Here is a 20,961-nt window from a genome sequence, read left to right on the forward strand (position 1 = left end):
CCCCCAAAAAGACGCGATTGACCGGGGATATTTAATTCGATATCAAGTTATATAGTTTGATATCAAATTGGAGCAATGGCAATGGCAATGGCAGGGCGCAGGCAAGTTCTGATCGGGCTGGGTGGGGCCCTTGTCGCGGGTGCGGCGGCGGGAACCTGGCGTGTAACGCGCATGCCGCAAACCGCGCAAACACCGTGGCTGAGCCTCAATCGGCCGGTCGCCGATCCGCGGCTCGATGCTTTTCGCCATGCGATACTGGCGCCCAATCCGCACAACCGCCAACCCTGGTTGATCCGCCTTGAAGGCAGCGATGCCGCGGTGCTCAGCTGCGATCTGGACAAGCGGCTACCGCAAACCGATCCGTTTGACCGGCAGATCACGATTGGGTTCGGGACTTTCATCGAACTCGCCGCGATTGCCGCCAGCAAGCGCGGCCTGCGCCTTGAGGTGGAGCCGTTTCCCGATGGCGAGCCGCAGCCCCGGCTTGACCATCGCCCAGTCGCGCGCCTGCGCTTTATCTCCGATGGTGCGCCTGGCCCGGACCCGTTGGCCAGGGCCATCGCCTTGCGCCGCACCAACCGGCAGACCTACCGACCGTTACCCCCCGGGTTGCTCGAACAAATTGGCGGCGAGGGCATGCAGGCCAGCGCCGATCCCGCTCTGCTGGCGCAGGTCCGCAAGCTAACCGTGGCGGCCATAACCCGCGAGATGGAGACGCATCAGGCCCATATGGAAAGTGTCCGGCTGATGCGGATTGGCCACCGCGAGGTCGATGCCAATCCCGATGGCCTTGCACTGACCGGGCCGCTGATCGAGGGGACATCCTTGCTGGGCCTGACCAACCGCGAAAGCCTGGCCGATCCCGCCAGCACATCGTTCCGGCTGGGGCTGGAAGATCTGCAAAAGGTCCATGCCTCGGTCCCGGCGGTGCTGTGGTTGGTAACCCCGGACAATTCGCGCCTTGCGCAACTGGCTGCCGGGCGCCGCTACGCCCGGACTTGCCTGCGCGCCGCCGCCGCAGGGGCTGCGATGCACCCGATGAGCCAGGCGCTGCAGGAATATCCCGCGATGGCCGATCTCTATACCGAGGCCCGGCAACTGCTTGGCGCGCAAAGCAGCCAATGCGTGCAAATGTTGTCCCGTGTAGGTATGGCCTCTCCGGTGATTCCATCCGCCCGCTATCCGCTAGAGGCCCACCTGCGTCGATGAACCGAGAGCCGCTGCCTTTCCAGCTTTTCACCGAAATAGCGATTATTGATCAATTGGCCGGCAATGCGTTCGAACGGGCACTGCCAGCCGGTATCACGCGCGCGCAATTTACCGTGCTGCACCATTTTATCCGGCGGGGGCTGGCCGAGCAGTCGCCGGCCCAGCTGGCCGATGCGATTCAGGTGACCCGGGGGACCATGACCAGCACCCTTGCGCGGATGGAACGATCCGGACTGATTTCGGTCCGCCCCGATCCCGCCGATGGCCGGGCCAAGCTGGTTGCGCTGACCGAAGCCGGCCGGGCGATGCGCGATGCCTGCGTTGCCGCAATTGGCCCGCTGCTGCCACTGGTTGAGCAAAGCCTCGACGAAACCGAACTGCAGACCATGCTGCAACTGTTGCAGCGGCTGCGGCAGAAACTGGACAACGCGCGCGACACCGCGATTTGAACGCTTTCCCCAGCCCTGAAAACCTGCTCCAATCGGCCCGGACAACAAGGGGTTTAACCATGAAAAAGTTCGCCGTCGTACTCTTGCTGAGCGCGTCCGTTGCCGCCCAGGCTCAGCCAATGCAACTGCGCCCCGATCAGGTCGAATTCCGCGGGCTTTACAAGGAACTGGTGGAGACCAACACCACGGTCACCAGTGGCAGCTGCACGCTGGCGGCCGAGCGGATGGCAGCGCGATTGAAGGCGGCCGGGATCCCGGATAGCCAGATGACCCTGTTCTCCGTGCCCGAACATCCCAAGGATGGCGGGCTGGTGGTGGTCTATCCCGGCACTTCGAAGAAGCTCAAGCCGATGCTGCTGCTCGCGCATATCGACGTGGTCGAGGCCAAGCGCGAGGATTGGGTCCGCGATCCGTTCACGTTGATCGAGGAGGATGGCTATTACTATGCCCGCGGCACCGTGGACGACAAGGCCCAGGCCGCGATCTTTACCGACACGCTGATCCGCTTCCAGAAGGAGGGCTACAAGCCCAAGCGCACGATCAAGCTGGCTTTGACTTGCGGGGAGGAAACCAGCGGCGCGTTCAACGGGGCGGAATGGCTCGCCAAAAACCGGCGTGAGCTGATCGATGCCGAATATGCGCTCAACGAAGGCGGCGGCGGGCGCACCGATGGCAAGGGCAAGCTGCTGCAGCAGACCATCCAGGTAGGCGAGAAGGCCTATCAGGACTTTACCCTGACCGTCACCAATCCTGGCGGCCATTCGTCGCGCCCGGTGCGCGACAATGCGATCTATGTGATGGGTGATGCGCTGGCCAAGGTCCGCGATTTCCGGTTCCCGCTGGAATTCAACGACACCACGCGCGCTTTCTTCACCAAGGCCGGCAGCAACCGCGACGATGCCATGGGTCAGGCCATGGTCGCACTTGCAGCCAATCCGGCAGACAAGGCCGCCGAAGACACGGTCAACACCGACAAGACGCTGCATTCGCTGCTGCGTACCACTTGCGTCGCGACGCTGATCGACGGCGGCCACGCGCAGAACGCGCTACCGCAGAAGGTTACCGCCAACGTCAATTGCCGGATGTTCCCGGGCCGCTCAGCCGATGAGACCGAGGCCATGCTAGCGGGGGCGATCGGCAACCCGGCGGTCAAAATCGAACAGAAAGTGCGCGGCAAGCCGATCGCCAAGGCCCCGCCAATGACGCCCGCGCTGATCGGGCCGATGGAGCAACTCGCGGCCAAGCGCTGGCCAGGCGTGCCGGTGATCCCGACCATGTCGACCGGCGCGACCGACGGGGTCTATCTCGCCGCAGTGGGGATCCCGACCTATGGTGTGCCCGGTCTGTGGAGTGATCCCGACGGCAACGGCACCCATGGCCTCAACGAGCGGATTGAAGTGCGCGCGTTGATGGAGGGGCGGGATTATCTCCACGATCTGGTCAAGTTGCTGAGCGGAAAATAGCCAAGCCGTCAACACAAAGGGCCGTCACACCGAGGCGTGACGGCCCTTTGCTGTTGTGGAAATGTGCCGGACCGCTGCGCTTAGGCGAGCGTGGCGGTGAACATCAGACCGCTGACCGAAGCCGCGACGATGACCGGCAGCATGATCTGTGCGATGCTGCGCATGGGGTATCTCCTGTTTTGCGTTCGCGAACTCAGTTCGCATTTGCAACATAAGCATTATAGTAGAGATTACCAGTGCAAAGGCCGAAAGGGATGTTGCGATATTTGCAACCGCCGCGTTAACCCCGCATCAGGCTTTCCTACCGCGCCGCGCCCTGCCATGGTTGCGCCAGCAGGCGGAATCGGGCCAATTTCCTTTTCCTGAACCCTGTCAACTTTGTGAACTTCCAGATGCCGGAACTTTGATCGATGAGCCAGAATCCCGCCGAAAGACTAGATGCCGAGTTCGGTTCCTTCCCGGGCCTGATTGCCGCCTGGGGTGACTATCGCGGCGAGGCACCGGCGCTGTATGACGGCGCCGAAACGCTCTCGTGGCGCGAAGTGGCTGACCGGGTTGAACGGATCGCCGCGCGGCTGCAGGCCGACGGGCTGCAACGCGGACAGGCGGTGGCGATCCTGGGCACCACCTGCAACGCCTATGCGCTGATCTACCTTGCCGCGATCCGCGCCGGGGGCTGCGCCGCGCCGCTGACCACCAGCGCCAGCCCCGAACAGCTGAAGGGCATGGCAATCGATTCGGGCGCGATCCACCTGTTCATCGACCAGGCCAAGCTGGACGAACTGGGCGGCTTCAAGCTGCCGGTTCAGAACCAGATCCTGTTGAGCGAGCTTGACGCATTCATGGCCCCGGAAGGCACCAAGGCCGCGCCGTTCGAGCCGACCGAGAAGGATCCGCTCAACATCATCTATTCCAGCGGCACCACCGGGATTCCCAAGGGCATCGTCCATAGCCATGGAATGCGCTGGCGGCAGATGACCTTCCGCGCGGCGCTCAATTACGGCATCGACAGCCGCACGCTGTGCTCCACCCCGCTCTATTCGAACACCACCATGGCGGTGTTCCTGCCGACGATGTATTCCGGCGGCTGCGCCAGCCTGATGGGCAAGTTCGACACGCAGAAGTGGCTTGAACGCGCGGCGGCGGAAAAGATCACCCACACCATGCTGGTCCCGGTGCAATACCGCCGGCTGATGCAGTTCGAGCAGTTCGACGACTATGATCTGTCGAGCCTGAGGATGAAGTACTGCACTTCGGCGCCCTTCCCGGCTGACCTCAAGGCCGAAGTCCTAAAGCGCATGCCTGGCGGGCTGATCGAGATCTATGGGATGACCGAAGGCGGGGTCGCCTGCATCTTCCCGGTCCACGAACATCCCGACAAGCTCCACACCGTAGGCTATCCTGCGCCGGGGCATTTCCTGAAAGTGCTGGACGAGCAGGGCAACGAAGTGCCTCCCGGGGTGGCCGGCGAACTGGTCGGCAAGTCACCCACGATGATGCTGGGGTACAAGAACCAGCCCGAAAAGACCCGCGAAGGTTACTGGATCGATCCCAGCGACGGATCGACCTGGCAGCGGATGGGCGATGTCGGCCGGCTGGATGCCGATGGTTTCGTCGAACTGGTCGGACGGACCAAAGACGTGATCATCTCGGGCGGGTTCAACATCTTCCCGGTCGATCTCGAAGGCGAACTGCTCAAGGATGACCGCGTTGCCGAAGCCGCAGTGGTGGGCGTGCCCAGCGATCAGTGGGGCGAAACCCCGGTCGGCTTCGTGGTGCTGAAGAACGGGGCGAGCGAAAGCGATCTCGAAGACATCCGCACGGTCGCCAACAGTCGCCTGGGCAAGACCCAGCGCGTCTCCGCACTCCACGCGATTGCCGAAATGCCGCGAAGCCACATCGGCAAATTGCTCAAGACCGAGCTGAGGGATATGCTTGGTTCTTCGTAAGCGCCAGCCCGCGCAGGAACAGCAGCAAGGTCACCAGCGAGAAGAGGGCTGCGAGCAGGAACGGCATGGTCGGCACCTGGGCCAGCGCGCCGGGGCCGTGAAAGCGCATGAATACCGCCGAATAGAGCGGCGGGCCCACGATCGAGGCGATCGAGCCGATCGCCTGGGTCGCGCCTTGCAGTTCGCCCTGGCTCTTGGCGTCGATCGCCCGGCTGGCCAGCGCCGAGATCGACGGGCTGATGAAACCCTGCAGGCCGCCGACCAGGATCGCCACATAGATCGCCGAGGTGCTGCCGGCGAGCGTGTAAAGCACGGCGGACAGCGCAAAGCTGGCCACCCCGATCGTCACCGCCAGCCGCTCGCCCAGCCTGGGCGCGATGAACCGCAGTCCCAGCCCCTGGACCAGGGCGCTCGACAGCCCGACCACCCCCAGCGCCAGCCCGATCGCCTTGCTGTCATAGTTCCAGGCCGCGATCGCCACATAGGACCAGATCGCCGGATAGACCACGTGGGCCAGCATCCAGAAGCCGGTCGCGGCGATGAACCAGGCCACCGCGCCGCTCTGGTGGCGCAAGGCCCGGAACGCGGCGAAGGCATTGGCGCGGGCCAGCTCAAACGGACGCCGGTGCTCGGGCGTCAGGCTCTCCTTGAGGATGAACCAGCCCAGTGCGGCATTGGCAAAGGCCATCAGCGCGGCGGCCAGGAACGGCACCCGCGGCCCCAGCGTGCCCAGCAGCCCGCCCAGCACCGGCCCGAAGATGAAGCCCAGGCCAAAGGCCATGCCCATCAGTCCGAAATTGGCGGCACGCTTCTCTGGCGGGGAGACATCGGCGATGAAGGCATAGGCCGCGCTCCAGCTGGCCCCGGTGATCCCGGCCACCAGCCGTCCCAGCACCAGCCACCACAGCCCCGGCGCCAGCCACATCACCAGATAGTCGATTCCGAAGGCGACCAGCGAGGCGAGCAGCACCGGGCGCCGTCCGAACCGGTCCGAAAGGTTGCCGATGATCGGCGCGAAGATGAATTGCAGCGTGGCATAGCCCGCCCCCAGCCACCCCGCCCAGACCGCCGCGGCATCTACCGTAAGGTGGCCCAGTTCCATGATCAGCCCGGGCAGCACCGGCATGACGATGCCGAAGCCCAGCATGTCGATCAGCACCACGGCAAAGACGATGCCGATCGAGGCGCGTTGCTGGTCCACAGTTTCTCCCTTTGCCTGGGGTGCCTTCGCTTGCCAGCGCGCCCCTGCTTCATTATCGGCCAGCCATGACGATCCAGCCTTCTGATTCCATCCTCATCGTCGATTTCGGCAGCCAAGTCACCCAGCTGATCGCGCGCCGCGTGCGCGAAGCCGGGGTCTATTCCGAAATCGCCCCGTTCAGCCAGGCCGAAGCGGCATTCCAGCGGATGAAGCCGGCCGGGATCATCCTCTCGGGATCGCCCGCCGGGGTGCCCGAAGAAGGCAGCCCGCGCGCGCCGCAGATGCTGTTCGATGCCGGGGTGCCGATCCTGGGGATCTGTTATGGCCAGCAGGTGATGAGCCACCAGCTGGGCGGCACGGTAGAGGCCGGCAACCAGGGCGAATGGGAAGGCGAATTTGGCCGCGCCTTCATCACCATCACCGAACCGTGCGCCCTGTTCGACGGCCTGTGGGCAGTGGGCGAGCGTCACCAGGTGTGGATGAGCCATGGCGACAAGGTCACCAAATTCGCCCCTGGCTTTCGCATCGTCGCCGTATCGGACGGCGCGCCGTTCGCGGTGATCGCCGATGAAGCGCGCCAGTTCTACGGCACCCAGTTCCACCCCGAGGTGGTTCACACCCCCGATGGCGGCAAGCTGATCGCCAATTTCGTCCACAAGGTCTGCGGCCTGAAGGGCGACTGGACCATGGCCGCCTACCGCGAAACCAAGGTGCGGGAAATCCGCGAGCAGGTTGGCAGCGGCCGGGTGATCTGCGGGCTTTCGGGCGGGGTTGACAGCTCTGTCGCGGCGATCCTGATCCACGAGGCGATCGGCGATCAGCTGACCTGCGTGTTCGTCGATCACGGCCTGCTGCGCCTGAACGAGCGCGAGCAGGTCGAGAGTCTGTTCCGCGATCACTACAACATCCCGCTGGTGGTGGTCGATGCCGAGGCGCGCTTCATGAAGGGCCTTGAAGGGGTGACCGACCCCGAAGCCAAGCGCAAGTTTATCGGTGGCGAATTCATCGCGGTGTTCGAGGAAGAGGCCAAGCGGATCGGCGGAGCCGACTTCCTGGCGCAGGGCACCCTCTACCCCGACGTGATCGAGAGCGTCTCGTTCACCGGCGGGCCTTCGGTGACGATCAAGAGCCACCACAATGTAGGCGGCCTGCCCGAGCGGATGAACATGAAGCTGGTTGAGCCGCTTCGCGAACTGTTCAAGGACGAAGTCCGCGCGCTGGGCCGCGAACTGGGCCTCAACGACCTGTTCGTCGGGCGGCATCCGTTCCCCGGGCCGGGCCTGGCGATCCGCATCCCGGGTGAAGTGACCAAGGAACGCTGCGACATCCTGCGTAAGGCCGATGCGGTCTATCTTGAAGAGATCCGCAATGCCGGGCTCTACGACGCGATCTGGCAGGCCTTCGCTGTGCTGCTGCCAGTCCGTACGGTCGGGGTGATGGGCGATTACCGCACTTACGACAGCGTCTGCGCGCTGCGCGCCGTGACCAGCATCGACGGCATGACCGCCGACATCTATCCCTTCGACGCGGCATTCCTCAGCCGCGTCGCGACCCGGATCATCAATGAGGTCAAGGGCATCAACCGGGTGGTCTATGACTTCACCTCGAAGCCGCCGGGCACGATCGAGTGGGAGTGACGATCGGACGCCGCCTTGACTGATCGACCGGCCCAGCGGCTCGACTGGACCGACGTGCCACTGGCGCGGCTGGACATGCCCAAGGGCGAAATGGTGCTGCACCGCAGCCTGACCTCTGGGTTGACCTGGCGGCCGGGCGATCCGGCGGGCGTGTTCTGGGGGGTGGGTGACCGCGGACCGAACATCAAGCCGAAGGACGCGGTGAAGCACTATGGGCTGAAGCAATTGAAGCCGCTGACTGAACTGGATGGCGCGAAGATCATGCCGCTGCCGGGGACCGGTCCGGCACTCGCGCGGTTCCGGCTGGACGGCGGGCGGATCAAGCCCGAAGCGCTGTTCGAACTGCGTTATGCCGATGGCACCCTGCTGGGCGGCCTGCCGCCGCCCGCTGCCCAAGGCGATGAGGACGAGCCGGTGTTCGACCTGGCGGGCGCGCCGCTCAGCGCCAGCCGCGCCGGGGCCGATAGCGAAGGGATCGCGGCGCTGCCCGACGGCCGCTTCTGGATCGCCGAGGAATACGGCCCGTCGCTGCTGCTGATCGATGCCGAAGGGGTGATCGAGCGCCGGGTGGTGCCGCAGGGGGCTGGCACGCTGTTCGCCGGATCGCCCGCTCCGGTGGTCGAAGCGCTGCCGGCGCTGGCCCGGGCGCGCAAACACAATCGCGGGTTCGAAGCGCTGGCCCTGTCGGCCGATGGAACGGTGCTCTATGCCGCGTTCCAGAGCCCGCTGGCCCATCCCGATCGCGCCGCGCATGATGCGGGCGATGTGGTGCGGATCTGGGCGCTCGATCCGCTGGAGGCCACGGTGCTGGCCGAATATGCCTACCCGCTCGAACCGCCCGGTGCCTTCGCGCGCGATTGCGCCAAGGGCAGGGTTGAGCACGGCGATGTCAAAGTCAGCGAACTGGCCGCGCTGCCCGATGGCAGCCTGCTGGTGCTGGAGCGGGTGACGCTATCGACGCACATTTACCGCGTCCGCCCCAAGACGCCAGTGCCGCCGTGCTATCTCGACCCGGATCAACGCCCAAGCCTTGAACAGCTTGGCCAGGCCGGGGCAGCGGCAGCGGGGGTCACCCTGCTGAACAAAGCGCTGGTCCTTTCGACCGACCACCATCCAGAGATCTGCGCCGACCTTGAAGGCATGCTGGTGCTGCCGGATGGCGCGCTGCTGCTCGCCAACGACAGCGACTACGGCACCGAGGGCGCGGGAACGCAGTTCTGGCGGGTCGATCCGCGCTAGATCGCGACGAACTTGCCCGCCGCGCGGTCTTTCCTGACCTTGAGCCCGTCGAACACCTCGCCGCTCATCGCGATATAGACGCCCGGCGGCGCGATCTGGGCAGTGGCGAAGGCCATGCCCAGGTTGAAGTGCGCGTCGGTCTCCGCAAAGCGCGCCGGGCTGAGCGCACCGGTGAGGCAGATGGTCTTGCCCGGTACTTCGGCGGCGAGCACCCTCGCTGTCTCGGTCATCGTATCGGTGCCGTGGGTGACCACCACGTGCGTTTCGGGCGCCTCGCGCGCGGCCCCGGCTACAGCCAGGCGATCGGCTTCGGTCAGTTCCAGGCTGTCCTTGCGCATCAGTTCGACCACCCTGACCGGCAAGGCCACGCGCGCTTCCTGCAGCAGCGCGGGAATACCCGAATCGACGATCTGGTATTCGCTGAGCGCGTCGAAATAGTTCTTGTCGATGGTCCCGCCGGTGGTGAGGACCAGGATCGCTTGCTGGGTCATGCGCGGGGCCATAGCCCAGGGCGGCGCCTTCGTGCTAGCCTGCGGCAAAACAGGTGGGGAGAATGCCAATGGCCATGCTCGACAAGGGAGCGGCGGCGCCGGTGCGCGGTGCCAGCGGAGCCGCGCTGACCTGGCTGGTGGTGCTGCTGGCTGCGTCGGTCTTGCTCAATTACATCGATCGCGGCGCGATCGGCATCGCCGCGCCCAGCATGAAGGAAGAGCTGCGCTTTTCCGCGACCGAGTTCGGCACCGGCGTCTCCGCCTTCTTCTGGGCCTATGCCCCGCTGTGCCTGGTGATGGGCTGGCTGTGCGACCGGTTCTGCGTCTACCGCGTCTTTGCGCTGGGTGTGGCACTTTGGGCACTGAGCACCGCCCTGACCGGCTTCGTCGATGGCCTGGCCGCGCTGATCGTGCTGCGGGTCGGGCTGGGGATTGGCGAGGCGGTGTCGTTCCCCGGCAGTTCCAAGATCTTCGCCGCGCAGGTTCCCGCCCACCGCCGCGGGATCGCCAATGCAGCGGTGGCGGCGGCGATCGCCTTTGGCCCGGCGGTCGGCTCGCTGGCTGGCGGCACGATCCTGGCGATGGGCGGCTGGCGGCCGATCTTCTGGATCTTCGGCCTTGCCACGCTGATCTGGCTGATCCCCTGGCAGCTGGTCACCCGCCCGCTCCAGGCTGGAACCTTCAGCCAGCCCAGCGCCGGCCGGCTCGATCTGGGCAAACTGATGACGATCCCGACGCTGTGGCTGATGGGCGGCGCGCATTTCCTGTCGAACTACGGGTTCTATTTCCTGCTCACCTGGCTGCCGCTGTGGCTGACCAAGACCATGGGCTATTCGATCCCGATGATGACCATGCTGACCACGCTGGGCTTCGTGGCCCAGGGCGTGGCGGCGCTGGCGGTGGGGCACTGGTCGGACCGGCAGGTGGCGCTGGGCGCAGACGAAGGCCCGCTGCGGCGACGGCTGATGATCTTCGGGCACATCGCGACCACCGTGGCGATCATCGGCATCTACTTCTCGCGCGGCCCGTGGGACCTGGGCGCCTGGCTGGTGCTGGCCGGGCTGGGGACCAGCCAGATTTCGACCAACCTGTTCGCGGTGGCGCAGATCTTTTCCGGCCCGCGCGCGGCGGGCGGCTGGGTCGGCATGCAGAACGCGCTGGGCAACATCTCGGGGATCGTCGGGCCGATCGCGACCGGGCTGATCGTCGATTACCTGGGCGGGTTCGGCTGGGCCTTCGCCCTGGCTGCGGGCCTTGCGGCGCTGGGTGCGGCATGGTGGGCCTGGGCCGTGCCCGAAATCCGGCAGGTGACAGACTAGGTCAGGCGGCGAGCGACTCTTCGCCCATTTCCTCGATCGCCGCCTGCAACCGGTTGGCCGCAGCGGGTTCGAGCCGGTGTTCGAACAGCGTCAGCTGGCGCCGCAGGGTGCGCCGCACCGCGCCCGCGCCTTCGGCGATCGGCTCGCCCAGTTCGCGGTAATGTTCAAGGCCATAGCGCAGGATGATGGTCGAATTGATCGCCAGATCCCGCAGCCGCTCGCGCGGCCAGTCAAGCAGGCCGATATCGACCAGTGCGGCGAGGTAGGCTTCGACCTGATCGAAGGTCATTTCCAGCCAGCGCGGGGCGTTGTTGCTGACCATTTCCGCATCGTCGCCATAGGCGCGCTGATCGCGGTAGATGAAGCGGAAGGCGCGGAATTCGGCCATGACCGCTTCGAGCAATGCGGCGTAGTCACCCAGCGGATCGCTGCCCGGGCGCATCGCCAGCCGCGCCTCGATCGAGGAGGCAAAGCGTTCGCCGATCGCATCCAGCAGCACGGCGCGGGTCTTGAAGTGGTACCACAGGTTGCCTTCGGCGATACCGCACTGTGCCGCCAGCATGGCCGTGGTCACCGCGCCATAGCCCTGTTCGTTGAACAGGCCGAGCGCGGTGGCAACGATGCGGTCCCTGGTTTTCATCAGGCTGTCCCGATCAGTAGTGCGACAGCTCGACCATGACCTTCTTGTAACCGTGGACGAAGCAGGTCGCGACGCGCTCGGGCTCTTCGATCACAGTGGCGCGCAGCCGCCGCTTGGCCATTTCCTCAAGCAGGGTGGTCAGCTGCAGTTCGGCCACCCGCGCCCCGACGCAACGGTGGATGCCATAGCCGAACGACAGGTGCCGGCGGGCATTGTCGCGATCGATGATCACCTGATCGGCGTCCTCGAACACAGACTCGTCACGATTGGCCGAGATGTACCACAGGCAGACCTTGTCGCCCTTCTTCATGTGGACGCCATCGATCTCGGTATCCTCCTGCACCGTGCGGCGCATGTGGGCCAGCGGGGTCTGCCAGCGGATCAGTTCCTGCACCGCATTGGGGATCAGCGAGGGATCGGCTTCCAGCTTGGCGCGCTGCTCGGGGAACTGGTGCAGCCCCCAGGCAAAGGCCGACATCGAATTGCGGGTGGTATCATTGCCGCCAACGATCAGCAGGATCAGGTTGCCGATGAATTCTTCCTGGCTCATGTGGTTCATCGCATCGGATTGCAGCATGACCGAGATCAGGTCCTTGCCCGGCTTGGCGATCTTCTGCTGCCACAGTTCGGCAAAGGCGGCGCCCATCTCGAACAGCGCGGCATTGCGGGCAGCGATATCTTCGGGGCGCTTCATCGATTCGACATTGCCGCCCATGTCCGACCAGTAGGTCAGCTTGTGGCGTTCTTCCCAGGGGAAGTCGAACAGCTTGGCGAGCATGCCGGTGGTCAGTTCGATCGAGACCCGATCGACCCAGTTGAACGCCTCGCCAATCGGCAGGCTGTCCAGCACTTCGGCGGTGCGGGCCTGGACCTCGGCCTTCATCGCCGCCACTTCGCTGGGACCAAAGCTGGGTGCGACCGTGCGGCGCTGGGCGGTGTGGTGCGGCGGATCCATCGCGATGAACATCGGCATGCGGATTTCGCCTTCGATCAGTTCATCGACCTTGCCGGGAATCGCGATCCCGCCGTATTCCCAGCTCGACGAAAAGATCTTGGGCAGCGCCTCGATATGGACGATCGGCTTGTAGGTCGAAACCGACCAGTAGGGGCCGAAATCGCTGTCAGGCACGTACTGGATCGGCGCTGCGGCGCGCAACTGGCGGAACGGTTCCTGCCAGCCTTCGCCTTCATAAAGTTCGGCGCGGCTGACATCGAGCGGCGCGATCGGGCTTGCGGTGCGTTGCAGCGGTGCGGCAGTGGCCATTTCTCTCTCCCGGGTTCCCAAGGGAATCATTTTAGGGTGATTACCCTAATTCCCCGCCCGGCCGAGTCAAGCCGCACATACGAAACCGCCGCCCGGATCGCTCCGGGCGGCGTCTCGCTGTCTCGGGTAGCAGCGGGGATCAGTCGGCCTTGGCCACCTTCGTGACGCGGCGATAGGGCACGAATTCGCCCAGGTTGACGAAGCCGGTGGTCATGTGGCTCATCCGGTCAACCGTGTGGACGATGTCGAGGCTGCACAGCTGGCTGCCGCTGGTGCGGGTGACCATGATATCATCATCGTCGAGGTCCTCCACGTTACGGGGTACGTTGACCCAGATCGTGTTGCCCCAGCCGTAAACGATCGCGGTGCCATCCAGCACGCGCATGTCGCGGGTATCGTGCTGCGAAATACAGTGGACCGGCTTGCCGGCCTCACGGCCTTCCAGCAGCTTGGCCAATTGCTGTTCGGGGTTAAGCCTGGGCTTGGCCTGCAATGCAGGGCCGCTGAGCAAGGCCGCGGCGGCGACCAGTGCAATGGCGATTGTGCGCATTTTCCGACTCCTTGCCTCCGATTTCCTCAGACTAGCCCGCGATCCTGAACCGAGGCTGAAGTAAGCCCCGAACCACCCAATCAGCCCGTTCCCCCAACCGTCAGTCCTTCGATCAGCAGACTGGGCTGGCCGACCCCGGCTGGCACCGATTGCCCGCCCTTGCCGCAGATCCCGACCCCTTCGTCCAGTTCCAGATCGTTGCCGATCCCCTTGACCCGGGTCAGCACGGTCGGCCCATCGCCAATCAGGGTGGCACCCTTGATCGGTGCGCCCAGCTTGCCGTTTTCGATCAGGTAGGCTTCGGTGCACGAGAACACGAACTTGCCCGAAACGATATCGACCTGCCCGCCGCCAAAACTCTTGGCGAAGATCCCGTTCCTGACCCGTGACAGCAGCTCACCCGGATCGTCGTTGCCGGCCTTCATGAAGGTGTTGGTCATCCGCGGCATCGGCGCATGGGCATAGCTTTCGCGCCGGCCATTGCCGGTGGGAGCCACGCCCATCAGCCGGGCGTTGAGCCGGTCCTGCATATAGCCTTTCAGGATCCCGTCCTCGATCAGCACGGTTTCGCCGGTGGGCGTGCCTTCATCGTCGATCGACAGCGATCCGCGCCGACCCTGGCCGCCCTGCCCCAGCAGGGTTCCGTCATCGACCACGGTCACCCCGGGCGCACCGACCCGCTCGCCGATCCGGCCCGAAAAGGCGCTGGCGCCCTTGCGGTTGAAATCGCCTTCCAGCCCGTGGCCAACCGCTTCGTGCAGCAGCACGCCGGGCCAGCCGGGGCCGACCAGCACGGTCATCTCGCCCGCCGGGGCGGCCACGCTTTCCAGGTTGGTCAAGGCCTGGGCCAGCGCCCGGTCGATCGCGCGGTTCCAGGTCTGGGGTTCGAACAGATCGTCATAAAGCCGCCGCCCGCCCAGCCCGAAGCTGCCGGTTTCACGCCGGCCGTTGCTTTCCGCAACGATCGAGACGTTGAGCCGCACCAGCGGGCGGATGTCGCTTGCAGTAAAGCCATCGGCGCGCAGGATCTCGATCACCGACCAGCTGGCGGCAAGGCTGGCCGAAACCTGCACCACGCGCGGATCGCGCGCCCGCGCGGCGGCATCGATGGTTTCCAGCAGCCGGACCTTTTCGGCAAAGCCCAGCGTATCGAGCGGCGACTGATCGGTATAGAGGTGGCGGTTGTTGGCGCGCGGCGGCGGGGTGGGCTGGCCTTGGGCCGGATCGAGCAGGCGCAGCGTTTCGCCGGCACGGCGGATCGCGCTTTCGCTGATCTCGTTGGCATGGGCAAAGCCGGTCATCTCGCCCGAAACCCCGCGCAGCCCGAACCCGGCATCGCGCGAATAGTCGGCGGTCTTCAGCCGGCCATCATCGAACAGGAAGCTTTCGCTGGCAATGAATTGCAGGAACAGTTCGCCATCGTCACACGCGCTCAGCGCTTCAGCGGTCAGTGCCTGGGCGCGCGCGGGATCAAGCTGGGCAAACAGCAGGGCATGGGGATCGGGAACGGTCATGCCCCCGATATAAGGGCTCTCACGCGCTTGACCAGCTTGCAGTGGTCAGGCGGCGGCCTGATCCGCCGGTCCGCCCTTCAGCACGAAACGCTTGTCGCAATAGCCGCATTCGGCAAAGCCGCGCTCGTCCACTTCCAGCCAGACGCGCGGATGGCCCAGCGCGGCGCCGCCGGGAATACCGGCCGAACCGTCGCAGGAAACGCGGGTGGTGGTGACGATCTGGGTTTCGGGCGTGGTGGTCATGACAGGCGCCATTAGCAGCGCCGCGCGGGCTTTTCCAGCCTACTGGTACTGCAATGTTATCGCAAAGTTGCCGGTATAGCTGCCTGGTGCCTGATTGGCCTTAACCCGCAGAGTTGCTCCGACCGGGAACAGGAACATGCCCGTCGATGATGCAATTCGGAAAGTTGTCGGTGCCGTCGTCAACTGGGCGGTTGGCGTGCTACCGATGATGAATGTGTTCACCGTCATGTTTGCGCCCCCACCAACGCGATTCAATGTCACTGAGTTGCTGCCAAGCCGTATGTTGACCGCCTGATTGCGGCTACCCATGCCAGCAAAGCGGGCTGGCTGGGGCGTAGCGCCTGAGGCAAGGATCACCCCGCCGGTCTTTGTTCTGGCGCCGCTTGGCGCGATCACGACGGTCCCTGCTGCACCGCTCGGAACAATGCTGCCGAACACCAGATCGTCAACTTTGAAAAAGCTGAGTGGCGTCACCACGACGGCTTCGGCCTGCACTGCCGTTCCAACAGTTTGAGCAGCCGACGGCCAAGCGAGCACGCAGCAAACCAACCCCGTCGAAACCGCCAGCCTTCGACAGATCAGATTCCCGATCTTGATTTGGAACGGCAACTGCATTGCCAAAGGTCTAGTTAAAGAGCGTGTCAGTTAGCCAAACTATTAAGGTTAACAGACCATTTGCCATTTGCTTAGCCTGAATGTCAGCATCACTGCTGCAAACAAGCATCAAGGCATCTGCTTCGGTCCTACTGGTATTGGACTGTAACCGGAAAAGTTCCGTTGTAGACCCCCGGAGCCTGATTTGCTCCGACGTTCAAACGCCCCGCGACGCGAAACATAAACATTCCCGTCGGTGAATCGATCCGGTAACGACGATTGCCATTACCCAGTCCATTTCCATTCCCGCCAATGAAAGTGAGATCGGGTGCTGTTCCCAGCGTGATGTTGTTTATCAGCATGGTTGCGCCGCCGGGTCCGGTAACGGTTATCGAATTTGGCACTTGGAATCGCACCGTCATGCGACGTGCGCCCATTCCGGCAAATTGGGCGTATTGGCAGGTCCCGGCATGAACGATTGCGCCGGTGACGGTGCAAGCACCCGTATTGACGTCCATTGTGACCGTACCGGGAGTAGGCCGGGCGACGATCTGGCCAAAATTCAGATCATCGACCCTGACCAGCGACAACGGCGACACGACGACCGCCTCTGCGCTGGCTTGCACCACATTCTGGGCCTGCGCAGGCGCCGCCAGCAGCGTGCCAAGGGCAAGCGCCAGCAACGCGCAGAAAGCGCGAATCGCGTGCCCGAACCGGCCGCGTTGCATGGTAACCCCCCAATGCATACCGTGCAGACTAGGACCGCGGGCTGAAAGCACCCTGCACGGGTATGGTTAACGGCGCGGTAGGATTTGACGGCAAAATCGCGCATTCCGGGGCTTTGCGCAGCCCGCTTCTATCGCTAAGCCAGAGGCATGGAAACGCCCGCAGCCATCTCGATCCGGAACCTCGTCAAGCGCTATGCCCCGGCCGGCAACGCGCCCGCCAAACTGGCGCTCAACGATGTCAGTTTCGATGTCCCGCAAGGGCAGATTTTCGGCCTGCTGGGACCCAACGGGGCGGGCAAGTCAACGCTGATCAACATCCTGGCCGGACTGGTGATGAAAAGCAGCGGAACCGCGGAAATCTGGGGTTTCGACATCGACAAGGACGTCCGCAACGCCAAGCGTTCGATCGGGATCGTCCCGCAGGAAGTGGTGTTCGATCCGTTCTTCACGCCGTTCGAAGTGCTGGAAAACCAGGCCGGGCTTTATGGTGTCCCCAAGGCTGCGCGGCGCAGCCTGGAACTGCTGGGCCAGGTCCACCTGGCCGACAAGGCCAACGCCTATGCCCGGACGCTGTCAGGGGGCATGAAGCGGCGGCTGCTGATCGCCAAGGCGCTGGTGCACACCCCGCCGGTAATCGTGCTGGACGAGCCGACCGCCGGGGTTGACGTCGAACTGCGGCGGCAACTGTGGGAACTGGTCAGCGAACTCAACGCCGGGGGCGTCACCGTGGTGCTGACCACGCACTACCTTGAAGAAGCCGAACAGCTGTGTGACCAGATCGCGATCATCAACCACGGCCAGCTGATCGCCAACAAGCCAACCCGTGAGCTGGTGGGCATGGCCCGTGAAAAGGTGGTGGTGCTTTCGCTGGACGGTGAAGTGGCCAGGCTGCCCAGCCATGCCGCCTTCCTCAAATGCGAAAAGACCGGCGAACGCACGATCGAGATCACCTATGACAAGGACCGTACCAATGCCGGCGAAGTGCTGGCGCTGGTCCAGGGCCAGGGCCTGGGGATCATCGACGTTACCACCCGCGAGGCTGATCTTGAGGATGTCTTCGTCCACCTGACGAGCCAGGCTGCGGCCTAGTTTGCGTTTGCTGACTGACCCACCCCTAACCCCTCCCGCAAGCGGGAGGGGGATTGCCTCGCGCCTGCTTCGCCGGTTCCGCCTTTGGAATGGCGTTGCTCCGCCTCTTCTTCCCCCCTCCCGCTTGCGGGAGGGGGCGGGGGTGGGTCAGTGAGAGGCCAAGGCAAGTTCCGCGATCGCGACACCATCCGTGCCCGCGAACTGCGCAACGCCGCCACACCTGCGGAACGCTTGCTTTGGCAATATCTCGCTCGGTCACAGCTTGGTGTGAAATTCAGTCGCCAAATGCCGGTTGGACCGTTCTTTGCCGACTTCCTGTGCCGGGAGCGCCTCTTGGTAATCGAACTCGATGGCCATTCGCACGACATCAATCCGGGGCGCGATGTCTTTCGTGATCGCTATCTTACCGAACAGGGATATCACGTCTGTCACTTCACAAATGCCGATGTACTCGGCAATGTCGAAGGCGTGGTTACTGCGATCAAGCAAAAGCTGGCCGAATGGCCCACCCCCAACCCCTCCCGCAAGCGGGAGGGGGGTCAATGAACGCCGACGTCATCGTGGTCGGATCGGGCGCGGCGGGGCTGACCGCGGCGCTGGCGCTGGCAGATCGGCTCAAGGTGCTGGTGCTGGCCAAGGGTGAGCTGACCGGCGGGTCGACCGCCTGGGCCCAGGGCGGGATCGCCGCGGTGCTTGATGCCGGGGACACGTTCGAAAACCACATCCGCGATACCATGGTCGCCGGGGGCGGGCTCAACCGGCTGGAGACGGTCGAATTCGTGATCGAACGCGCGCCGCATGCGATCGACCGGCTGGTCGAGCTGGGCGTGCCGTTCAACACCGAAGACGAGCATCTGCACCTGACCCGCGAGGGCGGGCATTCGCACCGCCGGATCGTCCACGTGGCCGATGCAACCGGCTGGGCGGTGCAATCGGCGCTGCTCAAGGCTGCGCAGGATCATCCCAACATCACGCTGCTGCCGCACCAGGCCTGTATCGACCTGATCACCGGCCGGCATGAGGAACGCTATTCGGGCTCGGGCCGGGTCTGGGGGGTCTATGCCCTCAATGAGGCCAGCGGCAAGGTCGAGGCGCATACCGCGCGGGCAACCGTGCTGGCGACCGGCGGGGCGGGCCGGGTTTACCAGTTCAGCACCGCGCCGCGCGGGGCGACCGGTGACGGCATCGCGATGGCCTGGCGCGCCGGGGCACGGGTCGGCAACATGGAAATGATGCAGTTCCACCCGACCTGCCTCTACAACCTCGACGTCAAGAACTTCCTGATCACCGAGGCGGTGCGCGGCGAAGGCGGGCGGCTCTACAATCCCAGGACCGGGCACCGCTACATGCCCGATTACGACGAGCGCGCGGAACTCGCCCCGCGCGACGTGGTGGCCCGCGCCAACGATGCCGAGATCAAGCGCGACGGGCTCGACTTCGTGCACCTCGATATCAGCCACCAGCCGCCGGAGTTCGTGCGCGAGCATTTCCCCAACATCTATGAAAAGCTGATCGGGCTGGGGATCGACATGACCAAGGGGCCGATTCCCGTCGTCCCGGCACAGCATTACACCTGCGGCGGGATTGTGATCGACCTCAATGGCCGCACCGACCTGCCCGGGCTCTATGCCGCGGGCGAATGCACCGAAAGCGGGCTGCATGGCGCCAATCGCCTGGCCTCCAACAGCCTGCTTGAATGCTTCGTTTTCGGTGAAGCGGCGGCCAGCGACATCCTGGCGCGCTGGGACAGTTTCGACGCCCCGCCTCCGGTCCGCGCCTGGGACGAAAGCCGCGTCACCGACAGCGACGAGGAAGTCGTCATCAAGCAGAACTGGACCGAGATCCGCCGCTTCATGTGGAACTATGTCGGGATCGTGCGCACCACCAAGCGGCTCGAGCGCGCCAAGCACCGGATCCAGATGCTGCAGGGCGAGATCGAGGAATACTATGCCCACTTCCGCGTCTCGACCGACCTGATCGAACTGCGCAACCTGCTGCAGTGCGCCGAACTGATCGTCCGCTCTGCGCTGGCCCGGCATGAAAGCCGCGGGCTGCACTATACGCTGGACTATCCCGAGACGCTGAAGGTGGCGAAGGATACGGTGCTGGTGCCCTAGTTGCGCCAAATGCAACAGCCAGTGCAGCCTATCCGTTTGACTCTCCATGGTCCCAGCGGGACAATCCGGTCAACCAAACAGGAACTTTCGCCTGCTATGACCGGGCGGAATCGCATGAGGAGCCTGACACGATGACTGCCCCGCGTACCCCCCGCCCCCGCAAGGCCGCCCTGCCCCAGGTGGTTGAGGAAGGCCTGGCTGCTGAGCGCGCCGAAGCCGCCCTCGAAGCCGAAGAGGCCGCGCTCAAGGAAATCGCCGGAACCAGCGGCGCCGACGGGGTCGAAGCAATCATCGCCGGCGCCTCGCCCGACGATGCCGCGCGGATGCGCGATTACCTGGGGCTGCCCAAGCCGGGCGGCAAGCCGCGCAAGACCAGTGACGAACTGGCCGACGACTGGCGCAGGGGCGGCTATCCCTACAAGTTCAAGATGCTGCGCAAGGATTACGAGCGCGAGAAGTTCATCCTCCAGACCGAATTGCTCAAGCTGCAGCAATGGGCCAAGGAAACCGGCCAGCGGGTGGTGATCCTGTTCGAAGGCCGCGATGCCGCCGGCAAGGGCGGCACAATCAAGCGGATGATGGAACACCTCAACCCGCGCGGCGCGCGCGTGGTCGCGCTGGAAAAGCCCAGCGAGGTTGAACGCGGCCAGTGGTACTTCCAGCGCTATGTCGAGCATCTGCCGACCAAGGGCGAAATCGTGCTGTTCGACCGTTCGTGGTACAACCGCTCCGGGGTTGAACGGGTGATGGGCTTCTGCACCGACGAGGAATACAAGGAATTCCTGCGCCAGGCGCCGGAGTTCGAACGCAATCTGGTGCGCAGCGGCATCCACCTGATCAAGTTCTGGTTCTCGGTCAGCCAGGCCGAGCAGCGCCGCCGGTTCAAGGAACGCAAGGTCCACCCGCTCAAGCAATGGAAGCTTTCGCCGGTCGATCTCGCCAGCCTCGACAAGTGGGACGACTACACCCGCGCCAAGGAAGCGATGTTCTTCGCGACCGACACCGCCGACAGCCCCTGGACGGTGGTCAAGAGCGACGACAAGAAGCGCGCCCGGCTCAACGCCATGCGCTATGTCCTCCACTCGCTGCCCTACAAGGACAAGGACGTGAAGCGGATCGGCATGGTCGATGACCTGATCGTGGGCCGCGCCAACGTGATCCACGAACGCGGCGAATACGGCTGGACTGGCGGCAAGGACGATTGAGGCGTTGAAATTCGTTCCGCCCCGGGTAGGTTTCGGCGCGAAACCATAATCCCCGGGGAG

The 20,961-nt window shown here is 64.5% G+C and carries 20 protein-coding genes; 11 read left to right on the forward strand and 9 right to left on the reverse strand.

Going from position 1 to position 20,961, the window contains the following annotated elements; translation table 11 throughout:
* Positions 1 to 87: 87 nt before the first annotated feature.
* The 4 genes from IT549_RS13180 (at position 88) to IT549_RS13195 (ending at position 5,070) form a co-directional block, all read left to right on the forward strand.
* Positions 88 to 1,209, forward strand: a complete 1,122-nt coding sequence (locus tag IT549_RS13180) for a hypothetical protein (protein ID WP_292973916.1) — start codon at positions 88 to 90, stop codon at positions 1,207 to 1,209.
* A 53-nt stretch (positions 1,210 to 1,262) separates the two neighbouring features.
* Complete coding sequence (locus tag IT549_RS13185) at positions 1,263 to 1,658, forward strand: MarR family transcriptional regulator (protein WP_292973918.1); 396 nt, start codon at positions 1,263 to 1,265, stop codon at positions 1,656 to 1,658.
* Between the two features lie 59 nt (positions 1,659 to 1,717).
* A complete protein-coding gene (locus IT549_RS13190) occupies positions 1,718 to 3,121 on the forward strand; it encodes a M20/M25/M40 family metallo-hydrolase (RefSeq protein WP_292973920.1) in 1,404 nt (467 codons plus the stop codon).
* Between the two features lie 410 nt (positions 3,122 to 3,531).
* On the forward strand, positions 3,532 to 5,070 hold the full coding sequence (locus IT549_RS13195) for a class I adenylate-forming enzyme family protein (protein WP_292973922.1): 1,539 nt from the start codon (positions 3,532 to 3,534) through the stop codon (positions 5,068 to 5,070).
* Here IT549_RS13195 and IT549_RS13200 read toward each other — a convergent pair.
* Positions 5,033 to 6,271 (reverse strand): MFS transporter, encoded by a 1,239-nt coding sequence (locus tag IT549_RS13200; protein WP_292973924.1) that lies wholly within the window; start codon positions 6,269 to 6,271, stop codon positions 5,033 to 5,035. The genes IT549_RS13195 and IT549_RS13200 overlap by 38 nt on opposite strands.
* A gap of 65 nt (positions 6,272 to 6,336) precedes the next feature.
* On the opposite strand from IT549_RS13200, the gene guaA reads away from it, so the two are divergent.
* Positions 6,337 to 7,908 (forward strand): glutamine-hydrolyzing GMP synthase, encoded by a 1,572-nt coding sequence (gene guaA / locus IT549_RS13205; RefSeq protein ID WP_292973926.1) that lies wholly within the window; start codon positions 6,337 to 6,339, stop codon positions 7,906 to 7,908.
* Positions 7,909 to 7,923: 15 nt separating this feature from the next.
* The gene (locus tag IT549_RS13210; RefSeq protein WP_292973928.1) at positions 7,924 to 9,147 is read left to right on the forward strand and encodes an esterase-like activity of phytase family protein; all 1,224 of its coding nucleotides are present in this window, start codon (positions 7,924 to 7,926) and stop codon (positions 9,145 to 9,147) included.
* Here the strand turns inward: IT549_RS13210 and IT549_RS13215 are convergent.
* Entirely contained in the window at positions 9,144 to 9,638 is a 495-nt protein-coding gene (locus IT549_RS13215; RefSeq protein WP_292973930.1) for an asparaginase domain-containing protein, read from the reverse strand. The two genes, IT549_RS13210 and IT549_RS13215, sit on opposite strands and share 4 nt — an antisense overlap.
* A gap of 68 nt (positions 9,639 to 9,706) precedes the next feature.
* Between IT549_RS13215 and IT549_RS13220 the strand changes: the two genes are divergently transcribed.
* Complete coding sequence (locus IT549_RS13220; protein WP_292973932.1) at positions 9,707 to 10,957, forward strand: MFS transporter; 1,251 nt, start codon at positions 9,707 to 9,709, stop codon at positions 10,955 to 10,957.
* Position 10,958: 1 nt separating this feature from the next.
* On the opposite strand, the gene IT549_RS13225 is transcribed toward IT549_RS13220, so the two are convergent.
* From IT549_RS13225 to IT549_RS13255, 7 genes are all read right to left on the reverse strand, one after another.
* Positions 10,959 to 11,597, reverse strand: a complete 639-nt coding sequence (locus IT549_RS13225; RefSeq protein ID WP_292973934.1) for a TetR/AcrR family transcriptional regulator — start codon at positions 11,595 to 11,597, stop codon at positions 10,959 to 10,961.
* Positions 11,598 to 11,610: 13 nt separating this feature from the next.
* Positions 11,611 to 12,861: a cytochrome P450 gene (locus tag IT549_RS13230; protein ID WP_292973936.1), complete on the reverse strand. Its 1,251-nt coding sequence runs from the start codon at positions 12,859 to 12,861 to the stop codon at positions 11,611 to 11,613.
* Between the two features lie 139 nt (positions 12,862 to 13,000).
* Positions 13,001 to 13,411 carry a hypothetical protein gene (locus IT549_RS13235; RefSeq protein ID WP_292973938.1) on the reverse strand — a complete coding sequence of 137 codons (411 nt, stop codon included), beginning with the start codon at positions 13,409 to 13,411 and terminating at the stop codon, positions 13,001 to 13,003.
* A gap of 80 nt (positions 13,412 to 13,491) precedes the next feature.
* Positions 13,492 to 14,925 carry a metalloprotease TldD gene (tldD, locus tag IT549_RS13240; protein WP_292973940.1) on the reverse strand — a complete coding sequence of 478 codons (1,434 nt, stop codon included), beginning with the start codon at positions 14,923 to 14,925 and terminating at the stop codon, positions 13,492 to 13,494.
* 45 nt (positions 14,926 to 14,970) lie between these two features.
* Positions 14,971 to 15,168 (reverse strand): zinc-finger domain-containing protein, encoded by a 198-nt coding sequence (locus IT549_RS13245; protein ID WP_292973942.1) that lies wholly within the window; start codon positions 15,166 to 15,168, stop codon positions 14,971 to 14,973.
* Positions 15,169 to 15,207: 39 nt separating this feature from the next.
* On the reverse strand, positions 15,208 to 15,783 hold the full coding sequence (locus IT549_RS13250) for a DUF4402 domain-containing protein (RefSeq protein ID WP_292973943.1): 576 nt from the start codon (positions 15,781 to 15,783) through the stop codon (positions 15,208 to 15,210).
* Between the two features lie 128 nt (positions 15,784 to 15,911).
* A complete protein-coding gene (locus IT549_RS13255) occupies positions 15,912 to 16,490 on the reverse strand; it encodes a DUF4402 domain-containing protein (RefSeq protein WP_292973945.1) in 579 nt (192 codons plus the stop codon).
* A 147-nt stretch (positions 16,491 to 16,637) separates the two neighbouring features.
* On the opposite strand from IT549_RS13255, the gene IT549_RS13260 reads away from it, so the two are divergent.
* The 4 genes from IT549_RS13260 to ppk2 all read left to right on the forward strand — a co-directional run bounded on the left by IT549_RS13260 (position 16,638) and on the right by ppk2 (position 20,901).
* Positions 16,638 to 17,579, forward strand: coding sequence for an ABC transporter ATP-binding protein (locus IT549_RS13260; protein WP_292973947.1), 942 nt, complete (start codon positions 16,638 to 16,640; stop codon positions 17,577 to 17,579).
* A gap of 150 nt (positions 17,580 to 17,729) precedes the next feature.
* Positions 17,730 to 18,125, forward strand: a complete 396-nt coding sequence (locus tag IT549_RS13265; RefSeq protein WP_292973949.1) for a DUF559 domain-containing protein — start codon at positions 17,730 to 17,732, stop codon at positions 18,123 to 18,125.
* Positions 18,122 to 19,696, forward strand: coding sequence for an L-aspartate oxidase (nadB, locus tag IT549_RS13270; RefSeq protein WP_292973951.1), 1,575 nt, complete (start codon positions 18,122 to 18,124; stop codon positions 19,694 to 19,696). Before IT549_RS13265 ends, nadB begins: the two co-directional genes overlap by 4 nt.
* Positions 19,697 to 19,827: 131 nt before the next feature.
* Complete coding sequence (ppk2, locus tag IT549_RS13275; RefSeq protein WP_292973953.1) at positions 19,828 to 20,901, forward strand: polyphosphate kinase 2; 1,074 nt, start codon at positions 19,828 to 19,830, stop codon at positions 20,899 to 20,901.
* Positions 20,902 to 20,961: the final 60 nt, after the last annotated feature.

Origin of the sequence: Novosphingobium sp., assembly GCF_020852455.1 — a bacterium.
Taxonomy (GTDB): Bacteria; Pseudomonadota; Alphaproteobacteria; order Sphingomonadales; family Sphingomonadaceae; genus Novosphingobium.